The following is a 25,970-nucleotide window of genomic DNA, read 5'->3' as shown; positions in this document are numbered from 1 at the left end:
AGTTTTCATGTCCAATAGCACCGCCTACCGCGTATTGGCCCGCAAGTACCGCCCGGAGACCTTTGTCGATTTGGTCGGACAGGACGCCATGGTGCGCACCCTGCGCAATGCCTTTGCAGCAGACCGCATCGCCCAAGCCTTTGTGATGACGGGGATCAGGGGCACCGGTAAGACCACTACCGCGCGAATCATCGCCAAGGGCATGAACTGCATCGGTCCGGATGGGCACGGCACACCAACCACGGATCCCTGTGGCACCTGCGAACACTGTGTCGCCATCATGGAGGGACGCCACGTCGACGTCATCGAAATGGACGCGGCTTCGAATACCGGCGTTGCCAACATTCGCGAAATCATCGACAGCGTACACTACCGAGCTGCCTCAGCCCGCTACAAGGTCTATATCATCGACGAAGTTCACATGCTGTCCAAGGGTGCATTCAACGCCCTGCTGAAAACCCTCGAAGAACCGCCGGAACACGTCAAATTCATCTTCGCAACGACAGAAATCCGTCAGGTTCCTGTGACCGTTCTGTCGCGTTGCCAGCGATTCGACCTGCGCCGGATCGAACCCGAGGTAATGATCGCGCTGATGCGCAAGATCGCAACTGCCGAAGGCGCGGAAATCGCTGACGATGCCCTGGCCTTGATCACCCGCGCCGCCGAAGGCTCAGTGCGTGATGCCACCTCCCTGCTGGATCAGGCCATCAGCCACGGCGCTGGCGAAACCACTGCCGAACAGGTTCGCGCGATGCTCGGTCTCGCCGACCGCGGCCGCGTGCTCGACCTCTTCGACATGATCCTGCGCGGCGATGCTGCCGCAGCGCTGACCGAACTTTCCGGCCAATACGCCGACGGGGCCGACCCGATGGCGGTGCTGCGTGATCTGGCCGAGATCACCCATTGGGTTTCAGTGGTCAAGATCACCCCGGAAGCCGCCGAAGATCCCACCATCTCCCCCGAGGAACGCAATCGTGGCACTCAGATGGCCAATGACCTGCCGATGCGTGTCCTGACCCGCCTTTGGCAAATGCTGCTCAAGGCCTTGGACGAAGTGGCAAATGCCCCCAACGCCATGATGGCCGCCGAGATGGCAATCATCCGCCTGACCCATGTAGCCGACCTGCCCAGCCCCGAAGAACTGGTGCGCAAGCTGCAGAACACGACACCGCCACCCGCCGCTTCCCCACACGCGGGCGGGGGCAATACCGCAGGCAGCCCCTCCGGCGCCCAGGCGGTTCACCAGGCCCAGGCTCACATGGCCGCCAACCCCACTGCTGCAGGGCAAACCACCGCCCTCGCCCAGGATCTCGACGCTGCTCTTGGCCGTTTTCCAACCTTCAACCATGTGGTCGAACTGATCCGCGCCAACCGCGATGTGAAACTGCTGGTCGAGGTGGAAACCTGCCTGCGTCTTGCCGCCTACCAACCCGGCCGCATCGAATTTGTGCCCACCGAAAACGCCCCCCGCGATCTGGCGCAACGTTTGGGCCATCGCTTGCAAGGCTGGACCGGCAATCGCTGGGCGGTGACACTTGTGAACGAAGGCGGCGGTGACACCATCGCCGAAGTCAGGGACGCCAGGCAAAACGCCCTGATGGCAGAAGTCAAGACCCACCCGCTCTGGCAGGCTGTGATCTCAGCCTTCCCCAAGGCCAGCATTGGCAACATTCGCACCCCCGAACAAATCGCCGCAGAAGCGGACAAAGACGCGCTGCCCGAGGTAGAAGACGAATGGGACCCCTTCGAAGAAGAGTAGCATTCGTTCACCTGCCCGCCTCAACCCGGGCAGAGGCAGAGGTATGCGACGGTCTGGTCCGAACCGGTCACGCTCTTGGGCCACTCCGGCTTTTGTTGCTGTCCGCCTCGCTACGGAGGAGTCTTGGCATGGTAATCTGTTCTGACCAACCATCCGATCCGACCGGTATGCGCTCATTTACCATCAAAAAGGACTGCATCGCCAACCCCATCTTGTTCATCGCCCATTGTGCTGCGATATGTGGGACAACCCCAATTTTCGCCCTGCGCCCAAAGGCCAGCGGCACATCATAGGAGAAGAAAATGCTCAAAGGATTAGGTGCACTGGGCGATATGGCCGGCATGATGAAAAAAGCGCAAGAAATGCAGGGCAAGATGGCCCAGCTTCAGGACGACATGGCCAAGATCACTGTCACAGGCGAAAGCGGCGCGGGTCTGGTCAAGGCAACCTGCACCGCCAAGGGCGAACTCAAAGGGCTCGACATCGACCCGTCGATCTTCAACGGCGATGAAAAGGAAGTTGTCGAGGACCTGATTTTGGCTGCGATCAAGGACGCCCAGTCCAAAGCCTCGGACCGTGCCCAGTCAGAAATGGCAAAACTGACCGAAGGCATGGGCTTGCCTGCGGATATGAAACTGCCGTTCTAGCACCGGCCGCTGCTTCATCTTGCCCCTAAACTCATTCTTCCACCCGAAACAGGTACCGCCCCTTGAGTTCAACCCAGGACATTGACGCCCTGATCGACATGATGGCAAAGCTGCCGGGCCTGGGACCCCGTTCGGCCCGACGTGCGGTACTGCATCTGATCCGCAAACGCGACCTGCTGCTGACACCGCTGGCCGATGTCATGCAAACCGTGGCGACAACGGCACGGGAATGTCTGAACTGCGGTAACGTTGGCACTGCAGACATCTGCGACATCTGCACAGCCAACAAACGTGCCAATGGCGAAATCTGCGTGGTCGAGGACGTGGCCGACCTCTGGGCGATGGAACGTTCGGGCGTATTTCACGGGCGCTATCACGTCCTGGGTGGAACATTGTCCGCGCTGGATGCCATTGGCCCGCAGGAGCTGCGCATCCCGCGCTTGGTCGATCGCGTGGCAACCGAAGACATCACCGAGGTGATCCTGGCCCTTAATGCCACGATAGATGGACAGACAACAGCTCATTACATCGCGGATCAACTGGAGGGCAAGGTTCAGCTAAGCTCACTGGCACAGGGTGTCCCGATAGGCGGCGAATTGGATTACCTGGATGACGGCACCATCATTGCGGCGATGCGCGCCCGCAAGGCATTATAGCACGACCTATCGCCGCAGCCCGCCCCGCAAGTTGGCCGCCCGCCCCTCCCAAAGCAGACGGCCCTTCCCCCGCGATATGATCACTTTACAGGACAATCACATCCAGCGGAGGAAACCCATTGAAACCGACAGAGCTGTAGGAACTCGTATAGGCCCCGCAACAGCGGATCATCACCTTGTCACCGTCCTGCAAATCCAGCGGCAATTGTACCGGACGCTTTTCATAGAGAATATCCGCACTGTCGCAAGACGGCCCCGCCAGAACACAGGGGCCGGTCTCGCCCCCATCACGGGAAGTGACCAGTTGATAGCGGATCGCCTCGCCCTCGGTCTCGGCAAGGCCGGAAAACCGTCCAATGTCCAGATAGACCCAGCGATGCAGATCAGCTTCGGATTTGCGCGAAACCAGCATGACCTCAGCGGCAATGTGTCCCGCCTGAGCAACCAATCCGCGCCCCGGCTCCGCCATCAGATGCGCCACATCACCAAACCGTGCGTCGATCGCACGGATCACCTCGGCGGCATAGCGGCGCGGCGCGTCAATGTTCTGCCCGTAGTAGGCCGGAAACCCGCCGCCAATATTCAAAAGTTGCAGGTCATGACCCGCCGCACGTGCCGCATGCCACAGCGCAGCAACCTGATCCAATACCGGGTTCCAGTACTCCGCCTTGCGGGTCTGTGACCCGACATGGAAAGACAGCCCATAAGCGACCAGACCCAAAGTCTGCGCATGATCCAGCAGAGCAGGCAAGGCAGACCCGGCACAACCGAACTTGCGGCTAAGTGGCCAATCCGCAAGCGAATTCTCGACGATCAGACGTATATAAACCCGCGCACCCGGTGCATGCCGTGCGATCTTGTCCAGCTCTGCGGCGCTATCAGCAGCAAACAGGGTGATGCCCGCGCCATGCGCATAGGCCACGTCTGACGCCCGCTTGATCGTGTTGCCAAAGGAAATCTGATCCGGCTTTGCGCCCTGTGCAAGGCAGAGATCGATTTCGCCCCGCGACGCACAATCAAAACCCGACTTTTTATTTACCAGTGTGCGGATGATTTCAGGGGCGGGGTTTGCCTTGACCGCATAGTGAATCCGCGCCCGGCCCAGACCCGCCTGCAATTCATCAAATTGCGCGGCCACTTTCGCGCGCGACACCACCAGTGTCGGGCGATCAAAATGATGCGCCGCAATAAAGGCAGCCGCTGGATCAGCATCAAAGGGGGTTACGGGAAAGGCAGCACCAAAGGTGCCAAAGACAGGTGCGTTCATGGTCATCTCCAAAGAGCAGGTGGGGAGCAAACCCCAATAGTCATTTCAAGAGACGTTACCGTCGCTGCATAAACGCGGGTCAGTCAGAATCTGCTGACCGGCCAGAGGCGCGTGCGTTGGCGTCTGTAGCGCGGCGTTTACGCCTGTTTCAGATTCGTACAAGCCTAAAAATGCAGCAGCTGACATTTTTCTTCCCAACCTCCCAAAGCTGCGTTTTCAACACCACGCTGCCGGAATCAAAAAGAGCGCTGGCTTCCCCCAACGCCCTTTTCGCGCATCCCTCGTGAATAGGTCAGGATTTGTTTTCTTCCTTGTCGGCATCCTCGTCCTTGTCACCACTACCTTCTGGCAAGGTGAAAAAGCTGTCAGCATCCAGATAGTTGCTGTCATCCTTCTCGTCTTCCACAGCGGCGTCATCCCCGGACAGGGTAAAGGTTTCCAGCCCTTCGATGGCAGTGGGAATCTTGGGTTCCGCGTCCATGCCAAGGCTTTGCTCTGTGCTGACCAGCTTGCGGCGTTCGTCGTCGGTCATCACCTCACCCGCCGCCGCCTTCTTGGCCGCCGCCTTCTGAACAATCGCGTCCAGCTCGGATTGCTTGCACAGCCCCAGGGCAACCGGATCAATCGGCTGAATATTCGAAATATTCCAATGCGTCCGTTCGCGGATCGCCTGAATCGTGGGTTTGGTTGTCCCAACCAGCTTGCCAATCTGGCCATCCGTCAATTCCGGATGGAACTTGACAAGCCACAGAATGGATGCAGGCCGGTCCTGACGTTTTGAAAGGGGCGTATATCGTGGACCGCGCCGCTTTTCTTCACCCTGCGCAGCGGCATGGAACTTCAGTGCCAGCTTGTGCATCGGATTATTCTGCGCCTTATCAATCTCTTCCTGCGTAAGCTGGTTGTTCGCAATCGGGTCGAATCCCTTCACTCCAGCCGCAACATCCCCGTCGGCAATGCCCTGTACTTCCAACTCGTGCATGCCGACAAAATCGGCAATCTGCTTGAAGCTGATGGTGGTATTGTCAACCAGCCACACGGCAGTTGCCTTGGCCATAATCGGTTTTGCCATAATGGTCTCTCCTCTCGAAAACATAACTTTCCCGTCGCCTGAAAAGGCTGTCTCGTTGGCGCGAGACGGTTTCCATTGTCGGGGAACTTGGCTGGCTTATACTGAGGGCGCTCAGATAAGGAAAGACCCAATGCGCTTGCTTTTTGTTGGCCTCGCCGCCACCTTCCTCGCCCTTGCCACCGACACCCGAGCCGAGGGCAACAAGCCAGGTGCATTTGATTATTATGTACTGGCCCTCAGCTGGTCACCCAATTGGTGCCTGCTGGAAGGCGATGCGCGCAATGCCGCCCAATGCGCCAAAGGCACGGGGCACGGCTGGATCATGCATGGCCTTTGGCCGCAATTTCACCGCGGCTACCCTGCCTTCTGTCAAACCGTGAACCGCCCTCCCTCGCGCACAATGACAGCAAGCATGGCCGACATCATGGGGACGGCCGGACTGGCCTGGCACCAGTGGAAAAAACACGGCAGTTGCACCGGCCTCACGGCCAGCGCCTATTACGCCCTCTCACGAGAGGCCTATGGCCGCGTTGTCCGACCGACGGTATTTCGCAAGCTTGATCGCCAGATCGCCTTGCCCGCCTCGGTGGTCGAAGACGCCTTTCTCAAGGATAATCCCGGTATGATTGCTGACGGCATCACCATCACCTGTCGCAAAAACCAGATCCAGGAAGCCCGGATATGCCTGTCAAAATCCCTGGATCCGGTGCCCTGCGGACAGGACGTCGTCAAGGATTGCAAATTGCAAAAAGCACTGTTTGCACCGCTGCGCTGAACCATGAACCGCACCACAGCGTAGACAGTGCGGACGGTATATTAGGCCAAAAAGAGGGGAAACCTGTGTCTCCCCTCTTCCTTCAGAAAGCATCCGCTCTCTTCTTGGCACGGAACATAGGCTCCGCAGCCTGCTCCGTAGCCCCTTTATCACCTGGGGTGGTTAACAAAACGTTTCTCTTTTTGGCCCTAAATACCGTCCGCAGCTTCGGCACGCGCCGCCCGCTGGCGTTTATCAAGACAATAATCATGTCGCGGGCTTGCCCGCGTCCATCGGATCATCCCCCGATCCGCAGAACAATCTTGCCGATATGACCGCTGCTTTCCATTCGGGCATGGGCTTCACTTGCCTCCTCAATGGCATATTCGCTGTCCATCACAGGGGCTACCCGTCCTGCATCCAGCAAGGGCCACACCGCCTCAGCCAGTTCTTGCGCAATCCGTGCCTTGGCGAGATCGCTTTGCGGACGCAGCGTCGATCCCGTCATGGTCAGACGACGGGTCATCAGCATGGCAAAGTTCAGCTCCACCTTCGGACCTTGCAGAAAGGCAATCTGGATCAGGCGCCCATCGTCAGCCAGGGCGCTTATATTGCGCGGGATATAGCTGCCGCCAACCATATCGAGGATTAGGTCAGCGCCGCCTTCAGCCTTGAGCACATCTACAAAATCCGTATCACGATAGTTCACCGCTGCTTCCGCACCCAGCCCGACACAGGCTGCACACTTGGCATCTGTTCCTGCCGTTGCAAACACCCGTGCCCCAAAGGCATGCGCCAGCTGGATCGCGGTAGTACCGATCCCTGACGACCCCCCATGCACCAGAAACCGTTCACCCGCTTTCAGCGCGCCGCGCATGAAGACATTTGACCAGACGGTGAAAAAGGTTTCAGGCAGGCAGGCGGCCTCCTTCATGCCCATCCCGCGAGGGACACGCAAACAATGCGCCGCCGGAGTTGCCACATATTCCGCATAGCCACCACCCGGCAACAATGCGCACACATTGTCCCCAACCTTCAGGCCAGAGACACCGGCACCGACGCTGACCACTTCACCCGAGGCTTCCAGTCCCGGCAGATCGCTTGCCATCGGTGGCGGGGCATATTTGCCCGCACGTTGAAGCGCATCGGGCCGGTTCACACCCGCATAAGCAACCCGGATCACCACCTGCCCATGCCGGGCTTCGGGCCTTGGCCTTTCGACCAGTTTCAAAACCTCGGGGCCGCCCGGTTCGCTGATCTCTACTGCGCGCATCGTCTGTGACATTCTACGTCCCCTTATGGCTGCAAGAGCGTTTCCCGGAACCACCGGCGCGACTGCCCGGAACGGCCCTCAGATGGTATGGTCAGCTGCGCGACAGCACGCTTGCCGGACGCGCCTTGGCCAGACCGGCCGTGATCAGCCCTGCAAGAACAACCTTGATGATGTCACCGGGGATATATACCCCGAGGATCGCCAGCGTTTCGCTCATTCCCTTGTTCAGCACCATCATGAAACCCAGTACCCCGAAAAGATAGAGCACAAATATGCCGCCAATCGCGGCCGCAATCCCCGCGGCCAACCCGACGGGCATGCGGCGTGTCTGCTCCATCACGAAACCAGTGGCAAAGGCAGCAATCGGAAAACCGACAATAAACCCGACCGTCGGTCCGGCAAAGACACCCAAGCCGCCACGCCCACCGGCAAGCAAGGGCAGCCCGAGCGCAACCAGCGCCAGAAACAACAGCACTGCCAAACTGCCACGCCTTGCCCCCAATACGGTGCCGCAGAGCATTACACCCAGGCTTTGCGCCGTGATCGGCACTCCGGTGGCAAGCATCAGCGTCGGCATCAGGCCCAACGCGGCGATAAGAGCGGCAAATACTGCAATAAGGGCGACGTTACGTTCCATGGCGTTTCCTTTGGTTTTCGGCAGCGATAGGCCAGATTGCAAAAACCTTCAACGGAAAATGCTACAAACCGCCACGCGCGCGCAGGGCTTCGGCGACATGTTCCGCATCATCAATGGCCAATACAGCGAAGGGAAGGATAACGCGCCATCCCGGCCGACGGGCAGACCGTGCACGCCAGGCGGCGGTCAGCGCCGTGCCTTTCAGCACCAGCACGGGAGTAAAGCGGATCACCAGCGCCATGGCCAGTTCCACCCGCTGCGGTTTGATACCGACATGCTGGAGCGGTGCCAACAACAGGCGTACCACACGCATCATATCGGTCAGCCGCGTTGTCATTGTCACAAGGTTGGCCAAAGCCACCGCCGTCAACATGCGCAGGACGATCACCACGCCGCCGCCAGGGTCTGCCGTCACCAGATGCCAGATCAGGATCAAGGCCACAAAAGGCCACAGGCCACGCAGGCGTGCCGCACCGCTGCGCCAGAATACCGGTCCCGGAAGGGCATAAAGTATTGCGGTGCCCAGCAAAAACAACAAATGCCAAGAGATGTCACCAACCGAAAACAAAACGACCGTCGCCAGACAGAGCCCCGCCAGCTTGCCTGCCGCAGGCCAATCATGCGCCGCCGTCCTAACCGGCGAGGTCAGAGAGATCATCACCGTCCCCCAATTGCATCATCTCGCGGTCAAAGGCGGCCAGGACCGGCGCGGCCTCGCCGCTATTCACGATCTGGCCGCCATCGATCCACAAGACCTGGTCGTACCCGCGCAGAATCGCGGGATCATGTGTGATCAGCACAAGAGTCACATCCAGCCCCTGCAATAGCCGCGCAAGTTGGCGTGTCGTCGGGATGTCGAGACCGGCAAAGGGTTCGTCCAGAACAATCACACGCGGGGCCATGGCAAGGACCGACATCAGACACACCAACTGGCGCTGGCCCTGCGACAATTGGTGGATCGCCACCTTGGCCCAATGCTTCTTGTCAAACCTTGCCAACATTGCGGTTACAGCTTGCTGCACCTCGACCTGCGCCCGTCCCAGTTGGGTCAAGCCGAATGCGATCTCTTCCTCCACAGTGGGAAAAATGATCTGGTGATCGGGATTTTGAAACAGGATTCCGACACATTCCAACGCCGCCTTGCGGTCTCGCGCCACATCCACACCGGCAATGCGCACCGTGCCACTGTCAGGTGCCACCAACCCCGCCAGCATCCGCGCAAAAGTTGTCTTGCCCGAACCGTTCCGCCCCACAACACCGATACGGCGTGCATCCGTCCTAAGCGTGATGCCGGACAGGACCGTCTTGCCGTCGACGACATAGGTCGCCTCTTGCATGTCGATAAGGGAAGGGGCCGTGAGGGTCATGTATTCTCGGTCTTATACGCGATGCCGTTGCCTAACAGGTCATTTTTCAATGTAAAGGGTGGGTGCGACGGTCATCACGGCCTGTCATCTCCCTACTCGCCCGGTGCGGTCCACGACCCAGGAAAATCGCCTTTGGAAAAGCGCGCAGGTGCCTTGATATGCCCCATCAGCCAATGCGGCCCCGCCATCAATCTGCTGAGCGTGGGGCTCTTGTTGACCTGCGCTTTCAGCTTTTCGATCTGCATCACATTGTCGATCCGACGTTCCAGGAAATCCCATGTCGCTGCCTGCCCCTCGCTGTTGTCACCCAGCCAGAACAGGATCGTTGCGGAATACACCCCGCCCAAAGTCATCCGCTTGGTATACCAATTCACATCGTCCGATGTATCCCCCAGCGCCTCCCATATTCTGTCCGCTGTTGCCCAGATCAACCTGGCTCCGTCCGGCGCGTAGTGCGGCAGCGCGAATAACGCGCTGGCGCGGCGCACGGCTTCGCGGTCCGCACATGCCTCAAGGCGCAACCGCACCGCCAGCGCGATCCGGTCACGAAACCGCATGTCGCCAAGCTCTTGTGCCCCAAGCGCCGTTACCATCTGTGCATCCCCGCGTTGATGATAGGCAACAGCCAGATCAACCGCTCCACGCGGACAAATCGCACGGGCAACGGTAGGATCAACCCCACTATCGGCAATCGCCGCCTTGAAGGTCGCTTCTGACCAGCCATCAAACGCGACATGAAGCAACGCAGCCTCCAACAGATCTTGTTTGGGATCAGACATAGGTATTCCTTTTCAGCAAAGCTGAGAGACTCGACAAACGCAGGTCGCCTTGTTATAGACCGGCTTCCTGCAAATCATTGCAACTTTATCCTAGAAAGGTGGTGAAAACCACATGCAGGTTAGTGTTCGTGACAACAACGTCGATCAGGCCCTTCGGGCTCTGAAGAAAAAACTCCAGCGCGAAGGTGTGTTTCGTGAAATGAAGCTCAAGCAACATTTCGAGAAACCTTCCGAGAAAAAAGCGCGTGAGAAAGCGGAAGCGATCCGTCGTGCCCGTAAGTTGGCTCGTAAGAAACTGCAGCGCGAAGGTATGATGTAAATCATCTGAAGCGTTTGTTCAGAATTGAGAACCCCCGTTGCTGCACGGCAACGGGGGTTTTTTGTTTTGCAACAAGCCGGTCGCAACCTGCCTTATCAGACCACTGGCAGCGCCGTCGTTTTGAACACCGTTCTAAGCGCGAAACTAGACTGCATCCCCTGCACCCCGGGCAAACGCGCTAGATACTGGCGGTGGATACGGGCGAAATCCTCTGTATTCTCTGCCACCACCTTGAGAAGATAATCAGCAGAACCCGCCATCAGATGACATTCCAGAACATCCGGGATCCGCGCCACCGATTTTTCGAATGAATATAGAATATCATCGGTCTGTCCCCGCAGGGTGATTTCGACAAAAACCGTTGTAGGGACGTTCAGTTTGCGCGCATCCAACAAGGCAACATAGTCCTTGATGTAACCCTCTTTTTCCATCCGCTGCACGCGACGGTGACATGCCGAAGGCGACAAATGTGCGTCGTCTGACAACTCTGCATTCGACATGCGGCCATTGCGTTGCAAGGCCCGCAAAATGCGTTTGTCGATCTCATCCAAGTTCATTTCTGCACAACTTTCGCTTCAAACCGTGTTTGGACGCAAACATATCGCGGGTATTGGCGTCAAGACCAATACAATTCGCACCGCTTTGCGACAAGGAATGCCTAACTTTCGTGCAAATTGCGAACATGAAGGAAACGCATTATGAAAATCGGTTGCCCGACAGAGATCAAGCCACAGGAATTCCGGGTCGGCCTCACCCCCAACGCAGCGCAGGAAGCCATAGCTGCAGGCCACGAGGTCATCATCCAGGCCGGTGCCGGTGTCGGTGCGGGCTTTGAGGACAACGATTACGAAACCGCCGGTGCCAAGATCATGGGCACTGCCGAGGAAATCTTTGCCGCCGCAGACATGATCGTAAAGGTCAAGGAACCACAGCCCGTTGAACGCAAGATGTTGCGTGAAGGCCAGGTGTTGTTCACCTATCTGCACCTTGCCCCCGATCCCGCCCAGACCAAGGATCTGCTGGCCTCAGGCTGTACGGCAATTGCCTATGAAACTGTGACCGATAACAAGGGCGGCCTGCCCTTGCTGGCACCAATGTCAGAAGTGGCGGGTCGTCTGGCCCCGCAGAGCGGTGCCTGGGCTTTGCAAAAGGCCAATGGCGGCAGCGGTGTCTTGCTGGGCGGCGTGCCCGGCGTGCGGCCTGCAAATATCGCGATCATCGGTGGCGGGGTCGTCGGGACGGCTGCCGCGCGGGTGGCGGTAGGCATGGGTGCCAATGTCACCGTTCTGGACCGGTCCGTACCGCGTCTGTCCTACCTCGATGATGTGTTCATGGGGCGCCTGACCACCCAGTATTCCGACAAGGCCGCCGTCGCAGACCTGTTGCCGCGCATGGATATGGTGATTGGCGCTGTGCTGATCCCCGGTGCCGCCGCGCCAATGCTGGTCAGCCGGGAACAGCTGTCGCTGCTCAAACCCGGGTCGGTTCTGGTGGATGTGGCGATTGACCAGGGCGGATGCTTTGAAACCTCCAAAGCAACCACTCATCAGGACCCGATCTATGAGGTGGACGGCATCATCCATTATTGCGTGGCCAACATGCCTGGCGCGGTTGCGCGCACCTCGACGATCGCATTGGGTAACGCCACCATGCCTTTCATGCTGGCGCTCGCCAACAAGGGTTGGCGTCAGGCCTGCGCGGACGACGCAAACCTGTTGAACGGGTTGAACGTACATGCCGGGCAGCTCACCTATGATGCGGTGGGCAAAGCACTTGGCATTGATGTCCTCGACCCGGCGCTGGCGATCAAACAATAACGCGCCCCACAAGCAATCAAAGCGGCCCTTATTCGGTTGGGGGCCGCTTGTTTCACCCTTTACGACGCAATGAAACCGCGCGAATGACAGCTACTGCTTCGGGCGGGGGGATCTGCTCAATCCGTCGATAGTTCGTCCCATCCGATTTCCGGCTGACAAGGGTCATTCCGATCAGGCTACGCCGCAACAGCGCTGCATCGTCAAAGGCATGGGCTTTATTCAGAATACCGTTCACATCCTGTTCTTGCATCACCTCACCCCGGGGAAAAAGCGACCACATCACCCAAAGACAGATTTCCTGCACAGAACGTTTGGCAGGCCAGCGAAGCATCACCCCCGCTGCATCGAACTGCTGCAAACATTTCTCCACCCGCTTGAAATCCGTCACGGGTACCACCTTGGCCAACCGGTCCCTTGCGGATTGCGAGGCACGCATATGCTGGTAATTGCGAAACCCGGCCGCCCGCGCCAGCATGTTCAACAGCGCCAGATGCGTTGGCACACCCTCGGCCTGTTTCAGCGCCTTTGAGAGATTACGCGCAAAAGGGGTTATGTCCGCTACAGTCAGCGGAATGGCTTCTTTTGACATGTCATGTCCTTCGTCGCCGCATCAGGCCGTGGTCGCTGACTTACGGACGCGGCATTGAACAACTGACAACACTGCGCAAAGGGCAGATTTAGCTTTCCATCAGGAACAGCGACGCCTCGGTGACTGCCAACCACTGGCTGCATAGCGCGAAACCGCCCCGGCAAGCAACGAAAAAGCCCGCCAGACTGGCGGGCTTTCCGGCATCTTGGTCGCGGTGGCGTGCCTCAGCGGCCTTTCGCAAGCGAGTCGCGGATTTCCAACAGAACATCCAGCTCGGAAGGACCGGTATCAACCTCAGGGGCCACTTCTTCTGGTGCTTCTGCAGCGGCTTTCACGCGGTTGACCATCTTGACCAACATGAAAACCACGAATGCGATGATCAGGAAATTGATAACCGCCATGATAAAGGCCCCATAGGCAAAGACCGAGGCACCGGCCTCACGCGCTGCCTCCAGCGATGCACCCGCCGGTACTTCGCCACCCAGAACAGCATAGTTGTTGGTGAAATCAACGCCACCCGACACAAGGCCGATAATCGGGTTGATCAAATCACCCACCAGCGATGTCACAATCGCCGTAAATGCCGCACCGATGATGATACCAACGGCCATGTCCATGACATTGCCCTTGGCAATAAAGTCTTTGAATTCTTGAATCATAAAGTGTCCCTTCTCTAACAACGCACGGCCTCTGTTCGCTCAGTCGGTTCGCCGTTGCACACTAACTATCATATCAATGCACAGCGGTAATACTGTAATTGCGGGGAAAATGGTCTATCCAATATCATTATTGCAACAAGGAGTGAAAAATGGCTGACCTGTCCGCCTTCCCCATTACCAAAAGATGGCCTGCACAAGATCCGGATGTCGTGCAGCTATACTCATTTCCAACACCAAATGGGGTCAAGATCGCCATCGCGCTCGAGGAAATGGACATCCCTTATGAAGCGCATAGGGTGACCCTTGCTGACGCAGACGTAAAAAGCCCGGAATTCCTGTCGCTCAACCCCAACAACAAGATCCCCGCCATCATTGATCCGAACGGGCCAAACGGAGAGCCGATCGGCCTTTTCGAATCCGGCGCGATCCTGATCTATCTGGCTGAAAAAACGGGCAAGTTCATCGGATCCAGCGCATCGGAAAGGGCGCATGTCATCCAGTGGCTGATGTTCCAGATGGGGGGCCTTGGCCCAATGCTCGGACAGCTTGGCTTTTTCTACAAATTCGCCGGTTCCGAATGGGAGGACAAACGCCCGCAACAGCGTTACCTGGACGAAGCAGGTCGCCTGCTGAATGTGCTCAACCTCGAACTGGCGGGCAAAGATTGGATCACCGGCGCGTATTCGATCGCGGATATGGCAATTGCCCCTTGGTTGCGCGCCTTGGATTTCTACGGTGCCAAAGATGTGCTGCACTGGGAAGACCACAAGAACCTTGTGGCTTATCTGGATCGTTTTTCCGCCCGGTCCGCCGTGCAAAAGGGGCTGTTCATTCCGCCACGCGATTAAGCCGCACAGCAAAAAACAAATGCCCGACGCCGCGCAGCGCCGGGCATTTTATCGCAAACCGTGCTGACCGTTCCCTAGGTGGGCAATGCACCCGTCAACACATAGCGCAGGATCTGCACCACCTGTTCAGGTTCCGACGCCACAGCCAGCGCAGCGGCATCCGCTTCTTTCAGCGCATGGGCATGATCCGGCCCGTGCAAAACAATCAACGACTTGCCAAGTGCGGCGGCGTATCCGGCATCAAAGGCCGCATTCCACTGCTTGTATTGTTCGCCGAACCGCACCACCACAATATCAGCATCCGCGATCCCCTTGCGGGTGCGGATCGCATTCACCTGCGCCCCCTTGCGGTCATGCCAGAATTTGTCTGTCTCCGGCCCGAGAATCGCGACACCGCAATCATCACTGGCCCCGTGATCTGTCACCGGACTGTTGAAAGACACATCAAGGCCGTCCGCACCTGCAATAATCTGTTCGCGCCAATCTGTATGAATTTCGCCTGATAGATAAACTTTTAACACGTTACCCTCCGTTGCTGCTGCACTATCTAGCAGGTCCACTGCAAAGGTCTATGCCCGCCGCGCCACGATATAGCGGCTCATTTTAGGTGCCGTCGCTGTTTCGACAATCTTGAACCCGGCCTCTGTGATCATGGTTTCGAGTTGCTTAAAACTCAGGGTCTGGACAAAAGGTGCCTTGCGGAAAAACTGCATCACCGGGATCAAAACCCGCAGAGCCACCCGCATCACACCGATCGAAGGCTCCCCCAGGCAGGGGGTCTTGGTGATCAACAAGCCATCCGGCGCCAGATTTCGATGCAAGCTGCCAAGAATTCCCTGCAAGTCCTCTGTCAGATGCAGAATATTGAACCCCATCACGACATCCACCCCGGCGGCCTCCTGCGCTGACTGGCCGGCTGAACAAACCCTGAAACGCAGGTTGTCCACGCCCGCGGCCTTCACCTTTTCCGTTGCAATCCTGATCATCTCTGGCGAAATATCCGTCCCGGTGTATTGCGCAACATTCCCTGCCAACCGCAGGGCTGTTGATCCAGTCCCGCTCCCGATCTCAAGTGCGCGATGCTGCGCTTTCAGGTAACTGCGTGTGCGTTCCAGCGTATAGTCATACGCCGCTTGATCCTTGATTGGCGACAGCGCGTATTTGGCGGCATGTTTATCCCAGAACTTTGCGGTCTGTTTCATATCATTCTCCTTTGGGCCTCAATACATGTGTATATGCAACCCCGGAATTGACGAATTTTGCAGGTAATATATACATTTTTGCATGAATATGGATCAAACCGACTGGAACCATCTGCGCGCTTTCCTCGCGACAGCGGACCATGGCTCGCTCTCTGCGGCGGCACGGTTTCTAGGCTTGACGCAGCCGACCCTCAGCCGCCAGATCGCCGCGCTCGAGTCCGCGCTGGCGCTGATGCTGTTTGAACGCAACGGGCGCAGTCTGACCTTGACCGAAGCCGGGCAGGAATTATTGTCTCATGTCCGGGAAATGGGAAGCGCTGCCAACCGTCTGTCCCTATCCGCCAGCGGCCAGCGCTCCGGTCTCAGCGGATTGGTTCGGATCACCGCCAGCGACATCACCTCTGCTTATGAACTGCCCGGAATCGTCCAGAACATCCGCCTGCGCGCACCGCAAATCACCGTCGAAATCGTCGCGTCCAATACCATCGAGGACCTGATGCAACGTGAGGCGGACATCGCCGTGCGCAATGTCAGACCGGAACAGCCGAACCTCGTGGCACGGTTGTTGCGCGAAAAAAGCGGCCAGTTTTTCGCCGCAGCTTCGTATCTGGAGGCCCGCGGACGCCCGAACTCACTTGGCGACCTCGCCCAACATGACTGGATTGCCCTTGGCCATGTGCCGCGCATGCACGCCTATATGGCGGACCTCGGCATCCCCGTCGAACCCGAAAACTTTCGAATCGTATCTGAAAACGGTGTCGTCGCCTGGGAAATGTGCAAGGCTGGTCTCGGCATCAGTCCGATGGATTCTGAAGTCGCCGCAAAAACGCCGCAGGTCGAAAGGATCCTGCCCGAACATCTGCAGGTGAACTATCCCGTCTGGCTTGTCACCCACCGCGAAATTCACACCAGCCCACGCATCAGGCTGGTGTTTGATCTCCTCGCGCAAGGCCTGTCTTAACCGCGCAAAACGCCGCCGGTTGCCTTGGTGACTTTCTCGATTACCTTGGCGGCGACCGCTTCGATATCCTTGTCCTTCAGCGTCTGGTCCGAGGGTTGCATACGTACCGTAATAGCGAGCGATTTCTTACCCTCACCCAGTGATCCGCCGATGAATTCATCAAACACGCGCACATCTTCGATCAACGCCTTATCCGCGCCCATTGCAGCATTCACCAGGGTGAGGGCCTCAACCCCCGCATCCACAACAAAGGCAAAGTCACGTTCAACAGCCTGCAGGTCGCTGATTTTGAGAGCCGGACGTGTGGCACCGGATTTGCGCGGCATCGGAACTTCATCCGGCCAAAGGGTAAAGGCCATTGCTGGGCCTTTCACATCCATCGCCGCCAGTATCCGTGGATGGACCTCACCGAAAATACCCAGTACTTTCTTTGGCCCCAGGCAAATCTTGCCATGTCGCCCCGGATGCCAGCCATCGTCGGCCCCGCGCAGGATTTGCACACGCTCAGGCGCACCCATGGCCGACAAAACCGCTTCCGCGTCTGCCTTGACGTCATAGACATCCACGCTGCGCGAAGCACCGTGGACATCCTTGGGCCCGGTCCGCCCGACAAGCAAACCACTCACCAACGAAACCTGCTCGCCCGGTTCACCACCGCTAAACGCCGGCCCGACTTCAAAAAGCGCCATTTCGGCAAAGCCACGCGCCTGGTTACGGGCTGCCGCCTGCAGTAATCCGGGCAACAAGGCTGGGCGCATGTGGCTCATGTCTGCGCTGATCGGATTTTCCAGACGGGTTTCGTCGGTGCCCCCGCCAAACAAGGCTGCAGAGGCCTGATCAATGAAACTATAGGTGACACATTCGTTATAGCCCAAGGCCGCAGCCGCCCGCCGCGCCGCGACAATCCGGCGCTGCTGTGGCGACAGTATCGGACGTGGCACCCCGTCGCTCAAACGCGGCAGGGGCACTCCTTCCAGCTTGGTCAGCGATGCGATCCGCGCAACTTCTTCAACCAGATCGGCCGACCCCTGCACATCAGGACGCCAGCTTGGCACCTTGGCCATATCGCCCTCGATCTCAAAACCCAGGGCAGTCAAGGTGTCGCGCTGGGTCTGCGCCGGAATACTCATGCCAACCAGGGATTGAACCCGATCGGTATCCAATTTGTAGGCCCGCGATGTATCTGGCACCGCCCCTGCAACGACAATCTCAGAGGCTTCGCCACCCGCATGTTCCAGTATCATTTGGGTTGCAAGGTCGATGCCACAAGGCACCGACGCCGGATCAATCCCTCGCTCGAACCGATACCGCGCATCCGAGTTGATCTTGAGAGCCCGCCCAGTAAAGGCCGTGCGCACCATATCGAAATAGGCGGATTCGACAAACACATTGGTTGTCTCGGCGGTGCAGCTTGAGCCCAGCCCGCCCATCACGCCGCCGATGCTTTCGACACCCTTGGTATCCGAAATCAGCGTCATACCTTCGGCAAATACATATTCCTTGTCATCCAGCGCCATCAGGGTTTCGCCCCCCTTGGCACGATGTACGCGCAGCGCATTGCCTGCCACCTTGTCAGCGTCAAAGACATGCAAGGGACGGTTACGGTCATAGGTAAAGAAATTCGTCACATCGACCAGAAACGAAATCGGCCGCAAGCCAATCGCCCTTAGCCGATCCTGCAACCAGACAGGGCTTGGCCCGTTCTTCACACCCTTGATCACGCGACCATAAAACACCGGACATTGATCCAGCGTATCTTCGTCAATGCTCACCGAAATCGGACAGGGGAACGTGCCCGTAACCGCCGCAACATCCCGCGCCTTCATCGTTCCCAAACCCCGCGCCGCCAGATCGCGCGCAATGCCACGCACACCCAGCGCATCGGGACGATTGGGTGTAATCGCGATCTCGATTACCGGATCGACCTTGGCCGGATCATGTTCCGCCAACCAATCAACAAACGATTGCCCTACCTCGCCAGACGGCAGTTCGATAATCCCGTCATGTTCCTCTGACAGCTCCATCTCGCGCTCTGACGCCATCATACCAAAACTTTCAACGCCACGGATTTTGCCGACGCCAATGGTCGTATCAATCCCCGGCACATAGACACCCGGTTTGGCCACAACCACGGTGATCCCCGCCCGCGCATTGGGTGCACCGCAGATGATCTGCATCACACCTTCGTCGGTCTCAACCTGACAGACGTTCAGACGATCCGCATCGGGGTGTTTTTCGGCGGATTTGACATACCCAATGGTAAAATCACGCAGCCGCGCCCCGCGATCCTCGACGCCCTCAACCTCAAGGCCAAGGTCGGTCAGGGCTTCGCAGATTTCATCGACCGTGGCCGTGGTCTCCAGATGGTCTTTCAACCAGGAAAGCGTGAATTTCATGTCTCAATCCTCGTGCCTATGCTTGGGTTCAGTCGGTATCGCCAAACGGGGCGGGGATCAATGCGGTTTGACGTATGCACAACACGCACCGTGCCTTCGACGGCTCGCGGGGTGGCGATACGACGCTGGTTCTCTGGCGGTTTATGGTTCAGCTGTGATGAGACTTATAAAGGGCGTACCCAGCCGCGCCAAATCGCCAGCCCGGTGGGGCGGGCCGTCGATGGCACGGCGGCTGCAAGCAGCCTTGATTCCGTGCTCGTACATAACAGGTGAACTGCACGGCGGACTCGACACGACATCAGCGCTGAAGAAATTTTGGCGGAATACAGTTCAGAACCAAGAGTTCGTATTTCGTGACCTTATCCAACCGCTCGGCGCTAACGCTCGCGGACTCGTCATACAATGCCTCGAAATCAATTAAACCCTTTTTGATAGCGTCAGGCAACTTCCAGAATTCCGCATCCTTAGCGTTTGCCATCCCTTCACAAAAAACGACTTCGTCCAGCACAACAACGTATGGATGAACCTTGATTGTCTTCATAGGTCCAACACGGTTTTCTCTTTTTACAGCCTGTTGCATCGGATGATCGGGCGTGAAGGATAGTGAAACATAATCATTCACTCCAGACTGAAAGTCACTTGTGCGACTTTGCTGAGAACCTGACCCTAAATAAGGCACCTCCAATGAATCCAGAATTTGCTTTGACAATAGCCCATCAGTCAGAATGCCAGGCACGTTGTCGGCAGCTGTGAAGTGATAAAACCAACTCGAACGTCTCTGTTTCTCCATCTCCAAAACAAAAACATCAAGCGCCGTCACCGCGACAAACCACCATGCAAATTCGGCTGGTCCAGGCTCGCAAACCCGTAATGCCGCAGCCAGCGCAGATCGCTGTCAAAGAACGCCCGCAAATCCGGTATCCCGTATTTCAGCATCGCAATCCGGTCGATCCCCATGCCAAAGGCAAAGCCCTGCCAGACGTCCGGATCAATCCCACCCGCCTGCAACACTTTCGGATGCACCATGCCGGAACCCAGCACTTCCATCCAGTCGTCACCCTCGCCGATCTTCAATTGCCCGTCGACCCATGAACATTGAATATCAACCTCGGCAGAGGGTTCCGTGAACGGGAAGTGGGAGGCGCGGAAACGGGTTTTGATGCCGTCAATCTCGAAAAACGCGGCAAAAAACTCTTCCAGCACCCACTTGAGGTTCGCCATGGAGATGTCCTTGTCGATCGCCAGCCCCTCAACCTGATGGAACATCGGTGTGTGCGTCTGGTCATAATCCGCACGATAAACCCCACCCGGACAGATGATGCGCAGCGGCGCGCCCTTGGCCTCCATCGTGCGTATTTGCACTGGCGAGGTATGCGTGCGCAACACATGCGGCGGGCGGTTGTCGCCTTCAGCGCGGTGCATGTAAAACGTATCCATCTCGGCCCGCGCGGGGTGATGCCCCGGAATGTTCAGCGCGTCGAAATTATACCAGTCTGTGTCGATGCGCGGCCCTTCGGCGACAGAGAACCCCAATTCGGCAAAGATCGCGGTCAATTCCTCGGTCACTTGCGACACTGGATGGATTGATCCCATCCGCTGCGCACGCACCGGCAAGGTCACGTCCAACCATTCAGAGCGCAGACGCTCATCCAGCGCCGCATCGCCCAGCGCCGCTTTCTTCGCCGCCAGCGCCGAGTTGATCTCGTCCTTCAATGCATTCAGCGCGGGGCCGACCGTTTGCCTTTCTTCCGGAGTCATCTTGCCCAACTCGCGCATTTTCAACGCGACTTCGCCCTTTTTTCCCACAGCCGCCAGCCGGATTTCCTCCAGCGCGGATTCATCCACTGCATCCGCAATCAGCTTCAGGTATTTCTGCTTGAGATCGTCCATCGGGCACCTATCAATTCGCTTGCTTCCTGCTACTTGCCGCCCCTGCGAAATGCAACCCACCGACACCAGTGGCGCACAGGTCTTATCCACAGAAAAATTACCAAACCGGTGAAAATCAGGCAGGAAACCTTAGCCGAGGCCTACATTATGGTGTATTGCTCAATCAAACCTCCATATCTCGTAGCCACCCCAAGGAGCAACCGTGTCCCTGTTTCGTCCCAAAGCCCAAGTCACGTCTGCGCCGCGCCAGGGACGGCCCGGCACGATCCGTGCGATTATTGCGGGTGTTGGCGCAATGCTGCTGGCGGTGGCAATGATCAGCGGTCTCCGCCTCGCGGCGCAGGATGGTTCAGAGATACAGCAGACCGCCACCAGCGCAGCCACCGCCAGGGCGATGGCACAGCTTGTCGCGCCGCCACCACCCGCCACCTTCGGTCTTTCCGACAATAGCCTTAGCCACAGTGAACCGCCTGATGGCACCGTCGTTTTCACCGCCCGGAAAACAACGCCCGAACCTGATTGCGTCAACGGGCTTGAGCAGTTCCTGCGCCCTGTTTCCATCGCTTTCGAACAGCGCAGCAGCGAAGTTGAGGCCCAAAATGCCGCCCTCCTCTCACGCATAAGCGAGGCGATCATGGAATGCGATGCTGCCTATGTCATGGTGGCGGGACATGCGGACAGCAGCGGCGAAGATTCCGTGAACCTCGCGCTCAGTTGGGAACGCGCCGACCGCACGTTGGATACCCTGCTGATGCTCGGCGTCGATCCATCGTCCGTCGAAGCCATCGGTCTCGGCGCGCGCGAACCCCTGTCCCAGGGATCCGATGAAGAAGACAACGCCGACCGCCGTGTTGATTTCAGGGTCATGCGCAAACCCTGATGACAATAGATCCGTTGTCAGGTTGTTGGGCAGGGCAGGAATTAATCCGACTTATCAGCACTTGATTCTAGGCTGGAAAATCGCCACCTATATTCAGGCAGCATATGGCCGTTCCGGTCCGGGGTTACCCTTCGAAGAACATATGCATTTAAAGTCGCAGCATAGCACCCTTTTTTGGGTCTTCGTGGCGGTAATGGACCGAGCCCTCGACTTCGATGACCCTTAGCAAAGGACGATCATGACAGATCAATCAATGGGCCTTCCGGCCACTCCCGCTATCGCAAAGGCACAGGCAAAGCGCCTACGAACCGCCCTCGCCCCAAATTACGCAATCGGACACGGACAAGCCTTGGAGCTAATCGCCCGAGTGCATGGCGAACCGGATTGGGGACGGCTCAACTCTCTTATCGGTAACTCAAAAAGCATTCTTGCGCCGATAGATGCTAATATGACTTCGGGCGCTGAACCCGCAGATACCACGCCAAAGTCCCTCCCTGGAAACCATGTCGAACAGCGAGTACTCCAAGCACTTTGGAGCGGTCTTGAGCGTGCAAAAAACACAAAGGTCAACGCCAAAACGTTGGCCAAAGCCAAGACACTACTCAAGGACGAGATCATTTCCACGATTGCCCTCGAAGAATACCTCGACACGTTGGACGTCGACCTTGGCGGTATGATTTTTGATATGGGGTCAGAGGGCATTCTCAAAATTTCAAAAGTTAAGACCGTGTCTCGATTCCACCGCCCAGGGGCACGCGAGACCTCCGTCACCGGTTTCCAAGGACTTCGACCCGCCGCTTTCGGGGCGGTTCTAGTCTGGCTTGAACGCTTGGGATTCGACACACATCCCGAAGCCTTCTACGAGCCTTTGCTCGAAGGGATAAAGAAGAAGAAGTTTGTCGATAGTGAAGAACTGACTTGCTTTTGGCACGCCAAAGAAAAGAAGCCCTTCCAAACTTCTGAGCACTTTGTGGATGCAAAAACGCGCATGGCAAACGTCGTGCATGAGAGCGTTAATGGGAGAAACGGCTTAACGCTCTATGTCGCGCGAAGTACAGATCCGCTTGGGTTGATTGAGAGTTTGCGTATTCATCGCTGATTAAAACCAAGATTTCATCCGGCCTTACCCACAACAGCAAAAAGCCGCGCTCCTTTCAGAACGCGGCTTTTTCATTGTCTTGAGTTAGTACAGCGCTTACGCTGCCAGCGCGTCCTGTGCTGTTTTCACAATCGCACCAAATGCTTCGGGCTCATGCACCGCCAGATCGGCCAGAACCTTACGGTCCACTTCGATGCCGGCCAGGTTCAGACCATTGATAAAACGACTGTACGTCAGCGCTTCGTCATGTGAACGCACTGCCGCGTTGATCCGCTGGATCCACAGGGCGCGGAAATTGCGCTTGCGATTCTTGCGGTCGCGGGTTGCATATTGGTTGGCCTTGTCGACCGCCTGTGTGGCGACCTTAAAGACGTTGGAACGACGACCGTAATAACCTTTGGCGGCTTTGACGATCTTCTTGTGACGGGCGTGGGTAACTGTCCCACCTTTTACTCGTGCCATGCTAGGTCTCCTATCTTAGCGGTCGTAGGGCATGAAGCCCTTGATGATCTTTGCATCAGGCGCAGACAATGCTGTCGTGCCGCGTGCGTTACGGATGAACTTCTTGGTCCGTTTGATCATGCCATGCTGCTTACCAGCCTGACCCGCGATGACCTTGCCGGTCGCCGAGATCTTGAAGCGCTTTTTGGCGCTCGATTTCGTCTTCATCTTAGGCATTTCCGTCTCCGTTTGTTGAGTTCGGTTAACGCGCGACTCGGCATGCCACATAGGCCGGCCGCACGGGTTGAAATTGGGCGTATAGGAGGGTGTTGCCATTTTGGCAAGAGGTATGCAGGGTCACATTGCAGATTGCGGGCAAAGTTCTACCCAGCTTCCGCATCTGCACCCACTTTGATCGTCAAATCCATTGGGCGCCATGACAGAGCAAACAACCCGAACCCTGCTTGCAACCATCACCCGTTATGAACAACAGGTTTGGGATGCCTTGGTGTCCGGTGACGTAAGCGCGGATGAGACACTGCTGGGCGATGCGTTTCTGGGCGTCTATTCAGACGGATTCGCTACCAAACAGGATCACAGCGGGCAGTTGGCCAATGGTGCAATGGTGCTTGGCTATGACATGCACGACATCAAGGTTTTGCCGCTTGGCCCTGAGCATGCGCTGATCAGTTACCGCGCCTGTTTTCGGCGTTCATCCAACGACCAAAACGAAGTCATGTTTGTCAGCTCAATCTGGCAAAACGACGGCGACCGCTGGATCAACATCTTCAGTCAGGACACGCCGCTGGTCGAATGATTTTCCAAACCTCCGCTTCAGGGCAGATAACGCGCTGCCACGGAAACAAAGGCATCGGGCACCTGCCCCAAGGTGTAGCCGCCCGGTTTGGTTTGCAACGCCCAGAGGACCAGACCGCCGCCGATCAATATCGTCACCGCAGAGGCACGCGGCGCACGCCGGTCAGAAATCGCTGACAAAATGGATGGCACCGAAAACGCCGCAATGACGAGCCCAAGTGACAAAGCAAGGTCTGGGTCCATAGTATCCTCCTGGCACAACTGCTCGAATACTACTCCGGGTCAGCGGCAAAGATCAAACGTTCGTCGCAGGGGGCGACGCGCAGAATGTTTGTGCTGCCCGGAACGTTGAACGGCACACCCGCAGCCACGACAACATAATCGTTCTCGCCTGCGAATCCTCCGTCGCGCGCTGCCCGCACCGCTGAAACCACCGCCTTTTTGAATCTGTCGACATCGCCCGTAATCACACAATTTGTGCCCCAGCTCAGTGCCAGACGACGTGCAGTTCCAATCAAAGGGGTCAGCGCGATCACGGGTACACGGGGCCGTTCGCGGGCCGTCAGCAATGCGGTTGTGCCACTTTGCGTGAAACAACAGATGGCCTTGATGTCCGTCGTTTCCGCAATCTCACGCGCCGCGGCGACGATACCGTCGGCCACCGTCATTCGGTCGGCTTTGCGCGAAGATTCGATGATCTCGGTATAGGTCGGGTCTTGCTCGACCTCCCGCGCGACATTGTCCATCGTTGTCACCGCTTCAATCGGATAATCCCCCGCGGCGGATTCTGCACTCAACATCACCGCATCCGCCCCCTCGTAGATCGCCGTTGCCACGTCACTGACTTCAGCGCGGGTCGGCATCGGGCTTTCGATCATTGATTCAAGCATCTGTGTCGCAACAATCACCGGCTTGGCCGCTGCGCGACACTTCCGCACCATGCGTTTCTGGATCGGCGGTACATTCTGTACCGGCAACTCCACACCCAGATCGCCACGTGCCACCATGATACCATCGCTGACCGCCAGAATATCTTCGAACCGATCCACCGCTGATGGCTTTTCGATCTTCGACAACAACGCCGCACGCCCCTTGGCCAGGGTCCTGGCCTCGGTCACATCCTCCGGCCGCTGAACAAACGACAAGGCAAGCCAGTCCACACCCAATTCGCAGACAAATTCCAGATCGGCGCGGTCCTTTTCCGACAGGGCAGCCAATGGCAATACCACATCAGGAACATTCACGCCCTTCCGGTTGGAAATCACTCCGCCGGTCACCACTTCGCAATCAGCAAAATCCTTACCACAGTCAATCACCTTCAGACGGATTTTGCCGTCATTGACCAACAGGCTCGCGCCCGGCTTCAACACCGCAAAGATTTCGGGATGGGGCAGACATACACGTCCGGCATCCCCCTCGGTTTCATCCAGGTCCAGACGAAAATGCGCCCCCGCCACGAGTGTTTCACTATCCCCTGCAAACACGCCAACCCGCAGTTTCGGCCCCTGCAAATCCGCCAGAATACCAATCGTGCTTTGGTGGTTCTTCTCTACCTCACGTATGATCCGGTGCTTTTCACGGATTTCATCATGGCTGCCGTGGCTCATGTTCAGGCGAAACACATCCGTCCCGGCCTTGTGCAGCGCCTCGATCATGTCATAGCTGTCCGAGGCCGGACCAAGCGTTGCTACAATCTTTACGTTCCGCAGGCGTCTCATGATGTGCATCCTTCCTGGTCGTCAGCCAGTACCCAAATTCTATGTTAGCGTTAACATTTGCTCATTACCGCCTACACACTACTGTAGTGCCTGTCAAAGATTTCACAAATATGAAAGCACGGCC

Annotated in this window: 30 protein-coding genes; 11 read left to right on the top strand and 19 right to left on the bottom strand. The window is 57.4% G+C overall.

What is annotated here, in order from left to right:
- The first annotated feature begins 7 nt into the window (after positions 1–7).
- The 3 genes from OS190_RS03220 to recR all read left to right on the top strand — a co-directional run bounded on the left by OS190_RS03220 (position 8) and on the right by recR (position 3,062).
- Positions 8–1,759, top strand: coding sequence for a DNA polymerase III subunit gamma/tau (locus OS190_RS03220; protein ID WP_267157215.1), 1,752 nt, complete (start codon positions 8–10; stop codon positions 1,757–1,759).
- A gap of 302 nt (positions 1,760–2,061) precedes the next feature.
- Positions 2,062–2,406, top strand: a complete 345-nt coding sequence (locus OS190_RS03215) for a YbaB/EbfC family nucleoid-associated protein (protein WP_267157214.1) — start codon at positions 2,062–2,064, stop codon at positions 2,404–2,406.
- Positions 2,407–2,468: 62 nt separating this feature from the next.
- Positions 2,469–3,062, top strand: a complete 594-nt coding sequence (gene recR, locus OS190_RS03210; RefSeq protein ID WP_267157213.1) for a recombination mediator RecR — start codon at positions 2,469–2,471, stop codon at positions 3,060–3,062.
- An 85-nt stretch (positions 3,063–3,147) separates the two neighbouring features.
- Here the strand turns inward: recR and OS190_RS03205 are convergent, their stop codons facing one another.
- Positions 3,148–4,335: a type III PLP-dependent enzyme gene (locus OS190_RS03205; protein WP_267157212.1), complete on the bottom strand. Its 1,188-nt coding sequence runs from the start codon at positions 4,333–4,335 to the stop codon at positions 3,148–3,150.
- A 286-nt stretch (positions 4,336–4,621) separates the two neighbouring features.
- Positions 4,622–5,401 carry a DUF1013 domain-containing protein gene (locus tag OS190_RS03200; protein WP_267157211.1) on the bottom strand — a complete coding sequence of 260 codons (780 nt, stop codon included), beginning with the start codon at positions 5,399–5,401 and terminating at the stop codon, positions 4,622–4,624.
- Positions 5,402–5,531: 130 nt separating this feature from the next.
- Between OS190_RS03200 and OS190_RS03195 the strand changes: the two genes are divergently transcribed.
- The gene (locus OS190_RS03195) at positions 5,532–6,176 is read left to right on the top strand and encodes a ribonuclease T2 family protein (RefSeq protein ID WP_267157210.1); all 645 of its coding nucleotides are present in this window, start codon (positions 5,532–5,534) and stop codon (positions 6,174–6,176) included.
- 277 nt (positions 6,177–6,453) lie between these two features.
- On the opposite strand, the gene OS190_RS03190 is transcribed toward OS190_RS03195, so the two are convergent.
- The 5 genes from OS190_RS03190 to OS190_RS03170 form a co-directional block, all read right to left on the bottom strand.
- On the bottom strand, positions 6,454–7,440 hold the full coding sequence (locus OS190_RS03190; RefSeq protein ID WP_267157209.1) for an NAD(P)H-quinone oxidoreductase: 987 nt from the start codon (positions 7,438–7,440) through the stop codon (positions 6,454–6,456).
- 79 nt (positions 7,441–7,519) lie between these two features.
- On the bottom strand, positions 7,520–8,065 hold the full coding sequence (locus OS190_RS03185; protein ID WP_267157208.1) for a biotin transporter BioY: 546 nt from the start codon (positions 8,063–8,065) through the stop codon (positions 7,520–7,522).
- A 61-nt stretch (positions 8,066–8,126) separates the two neighbouring features.
- Positions 8,127–8,723 (bottom strand): energy-coupling factor transporter transmembrane component T family protein, encoded by a 597-nt coding sequence (locus OS190_RS03180; RefSeq protein ID WP_267157207.1) that lies wholly within the window; start codon positions 8,721–8,723, stop codon positions 8,127–8,129.
- On the bottom strand, positions 8,698–9,432 hold the full coding sequence (locus tag OS190_RS03175; protein ID WP_267157206.1) for an energy-coupling factor ABC transporter ATP-binding protein: 735 nt from the start codon (positions 9,430–9,432) through the stop codon (positions 8,698–8,700). Before OS190_RS03175 ends, OS190_RS03180 begins: the two co-directional genes overlap by 26 nt.
- A 92-nt stretch (positions 9,433–9,524) precedes the next feature.
- Positions 9,525–10,211: a COQ9 family protein gene (locus tag OS190_RS03170; RefSeq protein ID WP_267157205.1), complete on the bottom strand. Its 687-nt coding sequence runs from the start codon at positions 10,209–10,211 to the stop codon at positions 9,525–9,527.
- 112 nt (positions 10,212–10,323) lie between these two features.
- Here OS190_RS03170 and rpsU point away from each other — a divergent pair, with 112 nt between their 5' ends.
- A complete protein-coding gene (gene rpsU, locus OS190_RS03165) occupies positions 10,324–10,530 on the top strand; it encodes a 30S ribosomal protein S21 (RefSeq protein WP_025051451.1) in 207 nt (68 codons plus the stop codon).
- Between the two features lie 95 nt (positions 10,531–10,625).
- On the opposite strand, the gene OS190_RS03160 is transcribed toward rpsU, so the two are convergent.
- Positions 10,626–11,087 carry an Lrp/AsnC family transcriptional regulator gene (locus OS190_RS03160; RefSeq protein WP_267157204.1) on the bottom strand — a complete coding sequence of 154 codons (462 nt, stop codon included), beginning with the start codon at positions 11,085–11,087 and terminating at the stop codon, positions 10,626–10,628.
- Positions 11,088–11,228: 141 nt separating this feature from the next.
- Between OS190_RS03160 and ald the strand changes: the two genes are divergently transcribed.
- Positions 11,229–12,347 carry an alanine dehydrogenase gene (gene ald, locus OS190_RS03155; protein ID WP_267157203.1) on the top strand — a complete coding sequence of 373 codons (1,119 nt, stop codon included), beginning with the start codon at positions 11,229–11,231 and terminating at the stop codon, positions 12,345–12,347.
- Between the two features lie 52 nt (positions 12,348–12,399).
- Here the strand turns inward: ald and OS190_RS03150 are convergent, their stop codons facing one another.
- Together OS190_RS03150 and mscL are read right to left on the bottom strand one after the other, a co-directional pair.
- A complete protein-coding gene (locus OS190_RS03150) occupies positions 12,400–12,936 on the bottom strand; it encodes a DUF2087 domain-containing protein (protein ID WP_267157202.1) in 537 nt (178 codons plus the stop codon).
- Positions 12,937–13,160: 224 nt separating this feature from the next.
- Positions 13,161–13,595 carry a large conductance mechanosensitive channel protein MscL gene (gene mscL, locus OS190_RS03145; protein ID WP_267157201.1) on the bottom strand — a complete coding sequence of 145 codons (435 nt, stop codon included), beginning with the start codon at positions 13,593–13,595 and terminating at the stop codon, positions 13,161–13,163.
- Between the two features lie 149 nt (positions 13,596–13,744).
- Between mscL and OS190_RS03140 the strand changes: the two genes are divergently transcribed.
- Positions 13,745–14,443: a glutathione S-transferase family protein gene (locus OS190_RS03140; protein WP_267157200.1), complete on the top strand. Its 699-nt coding sequence runs from the start codon at positions 13,745–13,747 to the stop codon at positions 14,441–14,443.
- 74 nt (positions 14,444–14,517) lie between these two features.
- On the opposite strand, the gene OS190_RS03135 is transcribed toward OS190_RS03140, so the two are convergent.
- Together OS190_RS03135 and OS190_RS03130 are read right to left on the bottom strand one after the other, a co-directional pair.
- Positions 14,518–14,964, bottom strand: coding sequence for a YtoQ family protein (locus OS190_RS03135; RefSeq protein ID WP_267157199.1), 447 nt, complete (start codon positions 14,962–14,964; stop codon positions 14,518–14,520).
- Between the two features lie 48 nt (positions 14,965–15,012).
- Positions 15,013–15,645 (bottom strand): class I SAM-dependent methyltransferase, encoded by a 633-nt coding sequence (locus OS190_RS03130; RefSeq protein WP_267157198.1) that lies wholly within the window; start codon positions 15,643–15,645, stop codon positions 15,013–15,015.
- 82 nt (positions 15,646–15,727) lie between these two features.
- Between OS190_RS03130 and OS190_RS03125 the strand changes: the two genes are divergently transcribed.
- Positions 15,728–16,606, top strand: coding sequence for a LysR family transcriptional regulator (locus OS190_RS03125; protein WP_323370566.1), 879 nt, complete (start codon positions 15,728–15,730; stop codon positions 16,604–16,606).
- On the opposite strand, the gene pheT is transcribed toward OS190_RS03125, so the two are convergent.
- The 3 genes from pheT to pheS all read right to left on the bottom strand — a co-directional run bounded on the left by pheT (position 16,603) and on the right by pheS (position 20,892).
- Entirely contained in the window at positions 16,603–19,002 is a 2,400-nt protein-coding gene (gene pheT / locus OS190_RS03120; protein ID WP_267157197.1) for a phenylalanine--tRNA ligase subunit beta, read from the bottom strand. The two genes, OS190_RS03125 and pheT, sit on opposite strands and share 4 nt — an antisense overlap.
- 298 nt (positions 19,003–19,300) lie before the next feature.
- Entirely contained in the window at positions 19,301–19,822 is a 522-nt protein-coding gene (locus OS190_RS03115; protein ID WP_267157196.1) for a DarT ssDNA thymidine ADP-ribosyltransferase family protein, read from the bottom strand.
- Positions 19,819–20,892 (bottom strand): phenylalanine--tRNA ligase subunit alpha, encoded by a 1,074-nt coding sequence (pheS, locus tag OS190_RS03110; protein ID WP_267157195.1) that lies wholly within the window; start codon positions 20,890–20,892, stop codon positions 19,819–19,821. The genes OS190_RS03115 and pheS overlap by 4 nt, the downstream gene beginning before the upstream one ends.
- Positions 20,893–21,094: 202 nt before the next feature.
- Between pheS and OS190_RS03105 the strand changes: the two genes are divergently transcribed.
- Together OS190_RS03105 and OS190_RS03100 are read left to right on the top strand one after the other, a co-directional pair.
- A complete protein-coding gene (locus OS190_RS03105) occupies positions 21,095–21,772 on the top strand; it encodes an OmpA family protein (protein WP_267157194.1) in 678 nt (225 codons plus the stop codon).
- Positions 21,773–22,010: 238 nt separating this feature from the next.
- A complete protein-coding gene (locus OS190_RS03100; RefSeq protein ID WP_267157193.1) occupies positions 22,011–22,871 on the top strand; it encodes a glyoxalase superfamily protein in 861 nt (286 codons plus the stop codon).
- A 96-nt stretch (positions 22,872–22,967) separates the two neighbouring features.
- Here OS190_RS03100 and rplT read toward each other — a convergent pair whose 3' ends face one another.
- Positions 22,968–23,333: a 50S ribosomal protein L20 gene (gene rplT / locus OS190_RS03095; protein ID WP_267157192.1), complete on the bottom strand. Its 366-nt coding sequence runs from the start codon at positions 23,331–23,333 to the stop codon at positions 22,968–22,970.
- Between the two features lie 15 nt (positions 23,334–23,348).
- The gene (gene rpmI / locus OS190_RS03090; protein ID WP_064224949.1) at positions 23,349–23,549 is read right to left on the bottom strand and encodes a 50S ribosomal protein L35; all 201 of its coding nucleotides are present in this window, start codon (positions 23,547–23,549) and stop codon (positions 23,349–23,351) included.
- Positions 23,550–23,748: 199 nt separating this feature from the next.
- Here rpmI and OS190_RS03085 point away from each other — a divergent pair, with 199 nt between their 5' ends.
- Complete coding sequence (locus OS190_RS03085; protein WP_267157191.1) at positions 23,749–24,129, top strand: nuclear transport factor 2 family protein; 381 nt, start codon at positions 23,749–23,751, stop codon at positions 24,127–24,129.
- A 17-nt stretch (positions 24,130–24,146) separates the two neighbouring features.
- Here OS190_RS03085 and OS190_RS03080 read toward each other — a convergent pair whose 3' ends face one another.
- Positions 24,147–24,371, bottom strand: coding sequence for a hypothetical protein (locus OS190_RS03080; RefSeq protein ID WP_267157190.1), 225 nt, complete (start codon positions 24,369–24,371; stop codon positions 24,147–24,149).
- A gap of 29 nt (positions 24,372–24,400) precedes the next feature.
- A complete protein-coding gene (gene pyk / locus OS190_RS03075; protein WP_267157189.1) occupies positions 24,401–25,846 on the bottom strand; it encodes a pyruvate kinase in 1,446 nt (481 codons plus the stop codon).
- Positions 25,847–25,970: the final 124 nt, after the last annotated feature.

Origin of the sequence: Sulfitobacter sp. F26204 (assembly GCF_026410305.1) — a bacterium.
In the GTDB taxonomy this organism is placed as follows: domain Bacteria; phylum Pseudomonadota; class Alphaproteobacteria; order Rhodobacterales; family Rhodobacteraceae; genus Sulfitobacter.
This window is presented reverse-complemented; position numbering and strand designations above follow the sequence as displayed.

Excerpts from the sequence above, each read along its gene's own strand:
- OS190_RS03205 (WP_267157212.1), bottom strand. The coding sequence starts at position 4,335 with ATGACCATGAACGCACCTGTCTTTGGCACCTTTGGTGCTGCCTTTCCC.
- rplT (WP_267157192.1), bottom strand. The coding sequence starts at position 23,333 with ATGGCACGAGTAAAAGGTGGGACAGTTACCCACGCCCGTCACAAGAAG.
- OS190_RS03175 (WP_267157206.1), bottom strand. The coding sequence starts at position 9,432 with ATGACCCTCACGGCCCCTTCCCTTATCGACATGCAAGAGGCGACCTAT.
- rpmI (WP_064224949.1), bottom strand. The coding sequence starts at position 23,549 with ATGCCTAAGATGAAGACGAAATCGAGCGCCAAAAAGCGCTTCAAGATC.
- OS190_RS03150 (WP_267157202.1), bottom strand. The coding sequence starts at position 12,936 with ATGTCAAAAGAAGCCATTCCGCTGACTGTAGCGGACATAACCCCTTTT.
- ald (WP_267157203.1), top strand. The coding sequence starts at position 11,229 with ATGAAAATCGGTTGCCCGACAGAGATCAAGCCACAGGAATTCCGGGTC.
- OS190_RS03080 (WP_267157190.1), bottom strand. The coding sequence starts at position 24,371 with ATGGACCCAGACCTTGCTTTGTCACTTGGGCTCGTCATTGCGGCGTTT.
- OS190_RS03195 (WP_267157210.1), top strand. The coding sequence starts at position 5,532 with ATGCGCTTGCTTTTTGTTGGCCTCGCCGCCACCTTCCTCGCCCTTGCC.
- OS190_RS03130 (WP_267157198.1), bottom strand. The coding sequence starts at position 15,645 with ATGAAACAGACCGCAAAGTTCTGGGATAAACATGCCGCCAAATACGCG.
- OS190_RS03200 (WP_267157211.1), bottom strand. The coding sequence starts at position 5,401 with ATGGCAAAACCGATTATGGCCAAGGCAACTGCCGTGTGGCTGGTTGAC.
- OS190_RS03160 (WP_267157204.1), bottom strand. The coding sequence starts at position 11,087 with ATGAACTTGGATGAGATCGACAAACGCATTTTGCGGGCCTTGCAACGC.
- pyk (WP_267157189.1), bottom strand. The coding sequence starts at position 25,846 with ATGAGACGCCTGCGGAACGTAAAGATTGTAGCAACGCTTGGTCCGGCC.
- OS190_RS03085 (WP_267157191.1), top strand. The coding sequence starts at position 23,749 with ATGACAGAGCAAACAACCCGAACCCTGCTTGCAACCATCACCCGTTAT.
- OS190_RS03100 (WP_267157193.1), top strand. The coding sequence starts at position 22,011 with ATGACAGATCAATCAATGGGCCTTCCGGCCACTCCCGCTATCGCAAAG.
- OS190_RS03220 (WP_267157215.1), top strand. The coding sequence starts at position 8 with ATGTCCAATAGCACCGCCTACCGCGTATTGGCCCGCAAGTACCGCCCG.
- rpsU (WP_025051451.1), top strand. The coding sequence starts at position 10,324 with ATGCAGGTTAGTGTTCGTGACAACAACGTCGATCAGGCCCTTCGGGCT.
- OS190_RS03140 (WP_267157200.1), top strand. The coding sequence starts at position 13,745 with ATGGCTGACCTGTCCGCCTTCCCCATTACCAAAAGATGGCCTGCACAA.
- OS190_RS03190 (WP_267157209.1), bottom strand. The coding sequence starts at position 7,440 with ATGTCACAGACGATGCGCGCAGTAGAGATCAGCGAACCGGGCGGCCCC.
- mscL (WP_267157201.1), bottom strand. The coding sequence starts at position 13,595 with ATGATTCAAGAATTCAAAGACTTTATTGCCAAGGGCAATGTCATGGAC.
- OS190_RS03125 (WP_323370566.1), top strand. The coding sequence starts at position 15,728 with ATGAATATGGATCAAACCGACTGGAACCATCTGCGCGCTTTCCTCGCG.
- OS190_RS03185 (WP_267157208.1), bottom strand. The coding sequence starts at position 8,065 with ATGGAACGTAACGTCGCCCTTATTGCAGTATTTGCCGCTCTTATCGCC.
- OS190_RS03180 (WP_267157207.1), bottom strand. The coding sequence starts at position 8,723 with ATGATCTCTCTGACCTCGCCGGTTAGGACGGCGGCGCATGATTGGCCT.
- pheS (WP_267157195.1), bottom strand. The coding sequence starts at position 20,892 with ATGGACGATCTCAAGCAGAAATACCTGAAGCTGATTGCGGATGCAGTG.
- OS190_RS03170 (WP_267157205.1), bottom strand. The coding sequence starts at position 10,211 with ATGTCTGATCCCAAACAAGATCTGTTGGAGGCTGCGTTGCTTCATGTC.
- pheT (WP_267157197.1), bottom strand. The coding sequence starts at position 19,002 with ATGAAATTCACGCTTTCCTGGTTGAAAGACCATCTGGAGACCACGGCC.
- OS190_RS03215 (WP_267157214.1), top strand. The coding sequence starts at position 2,062 with ATGCTCAAAGGATTAGGTGCACTGGGCGATATGGCCGGCATGATGAAA.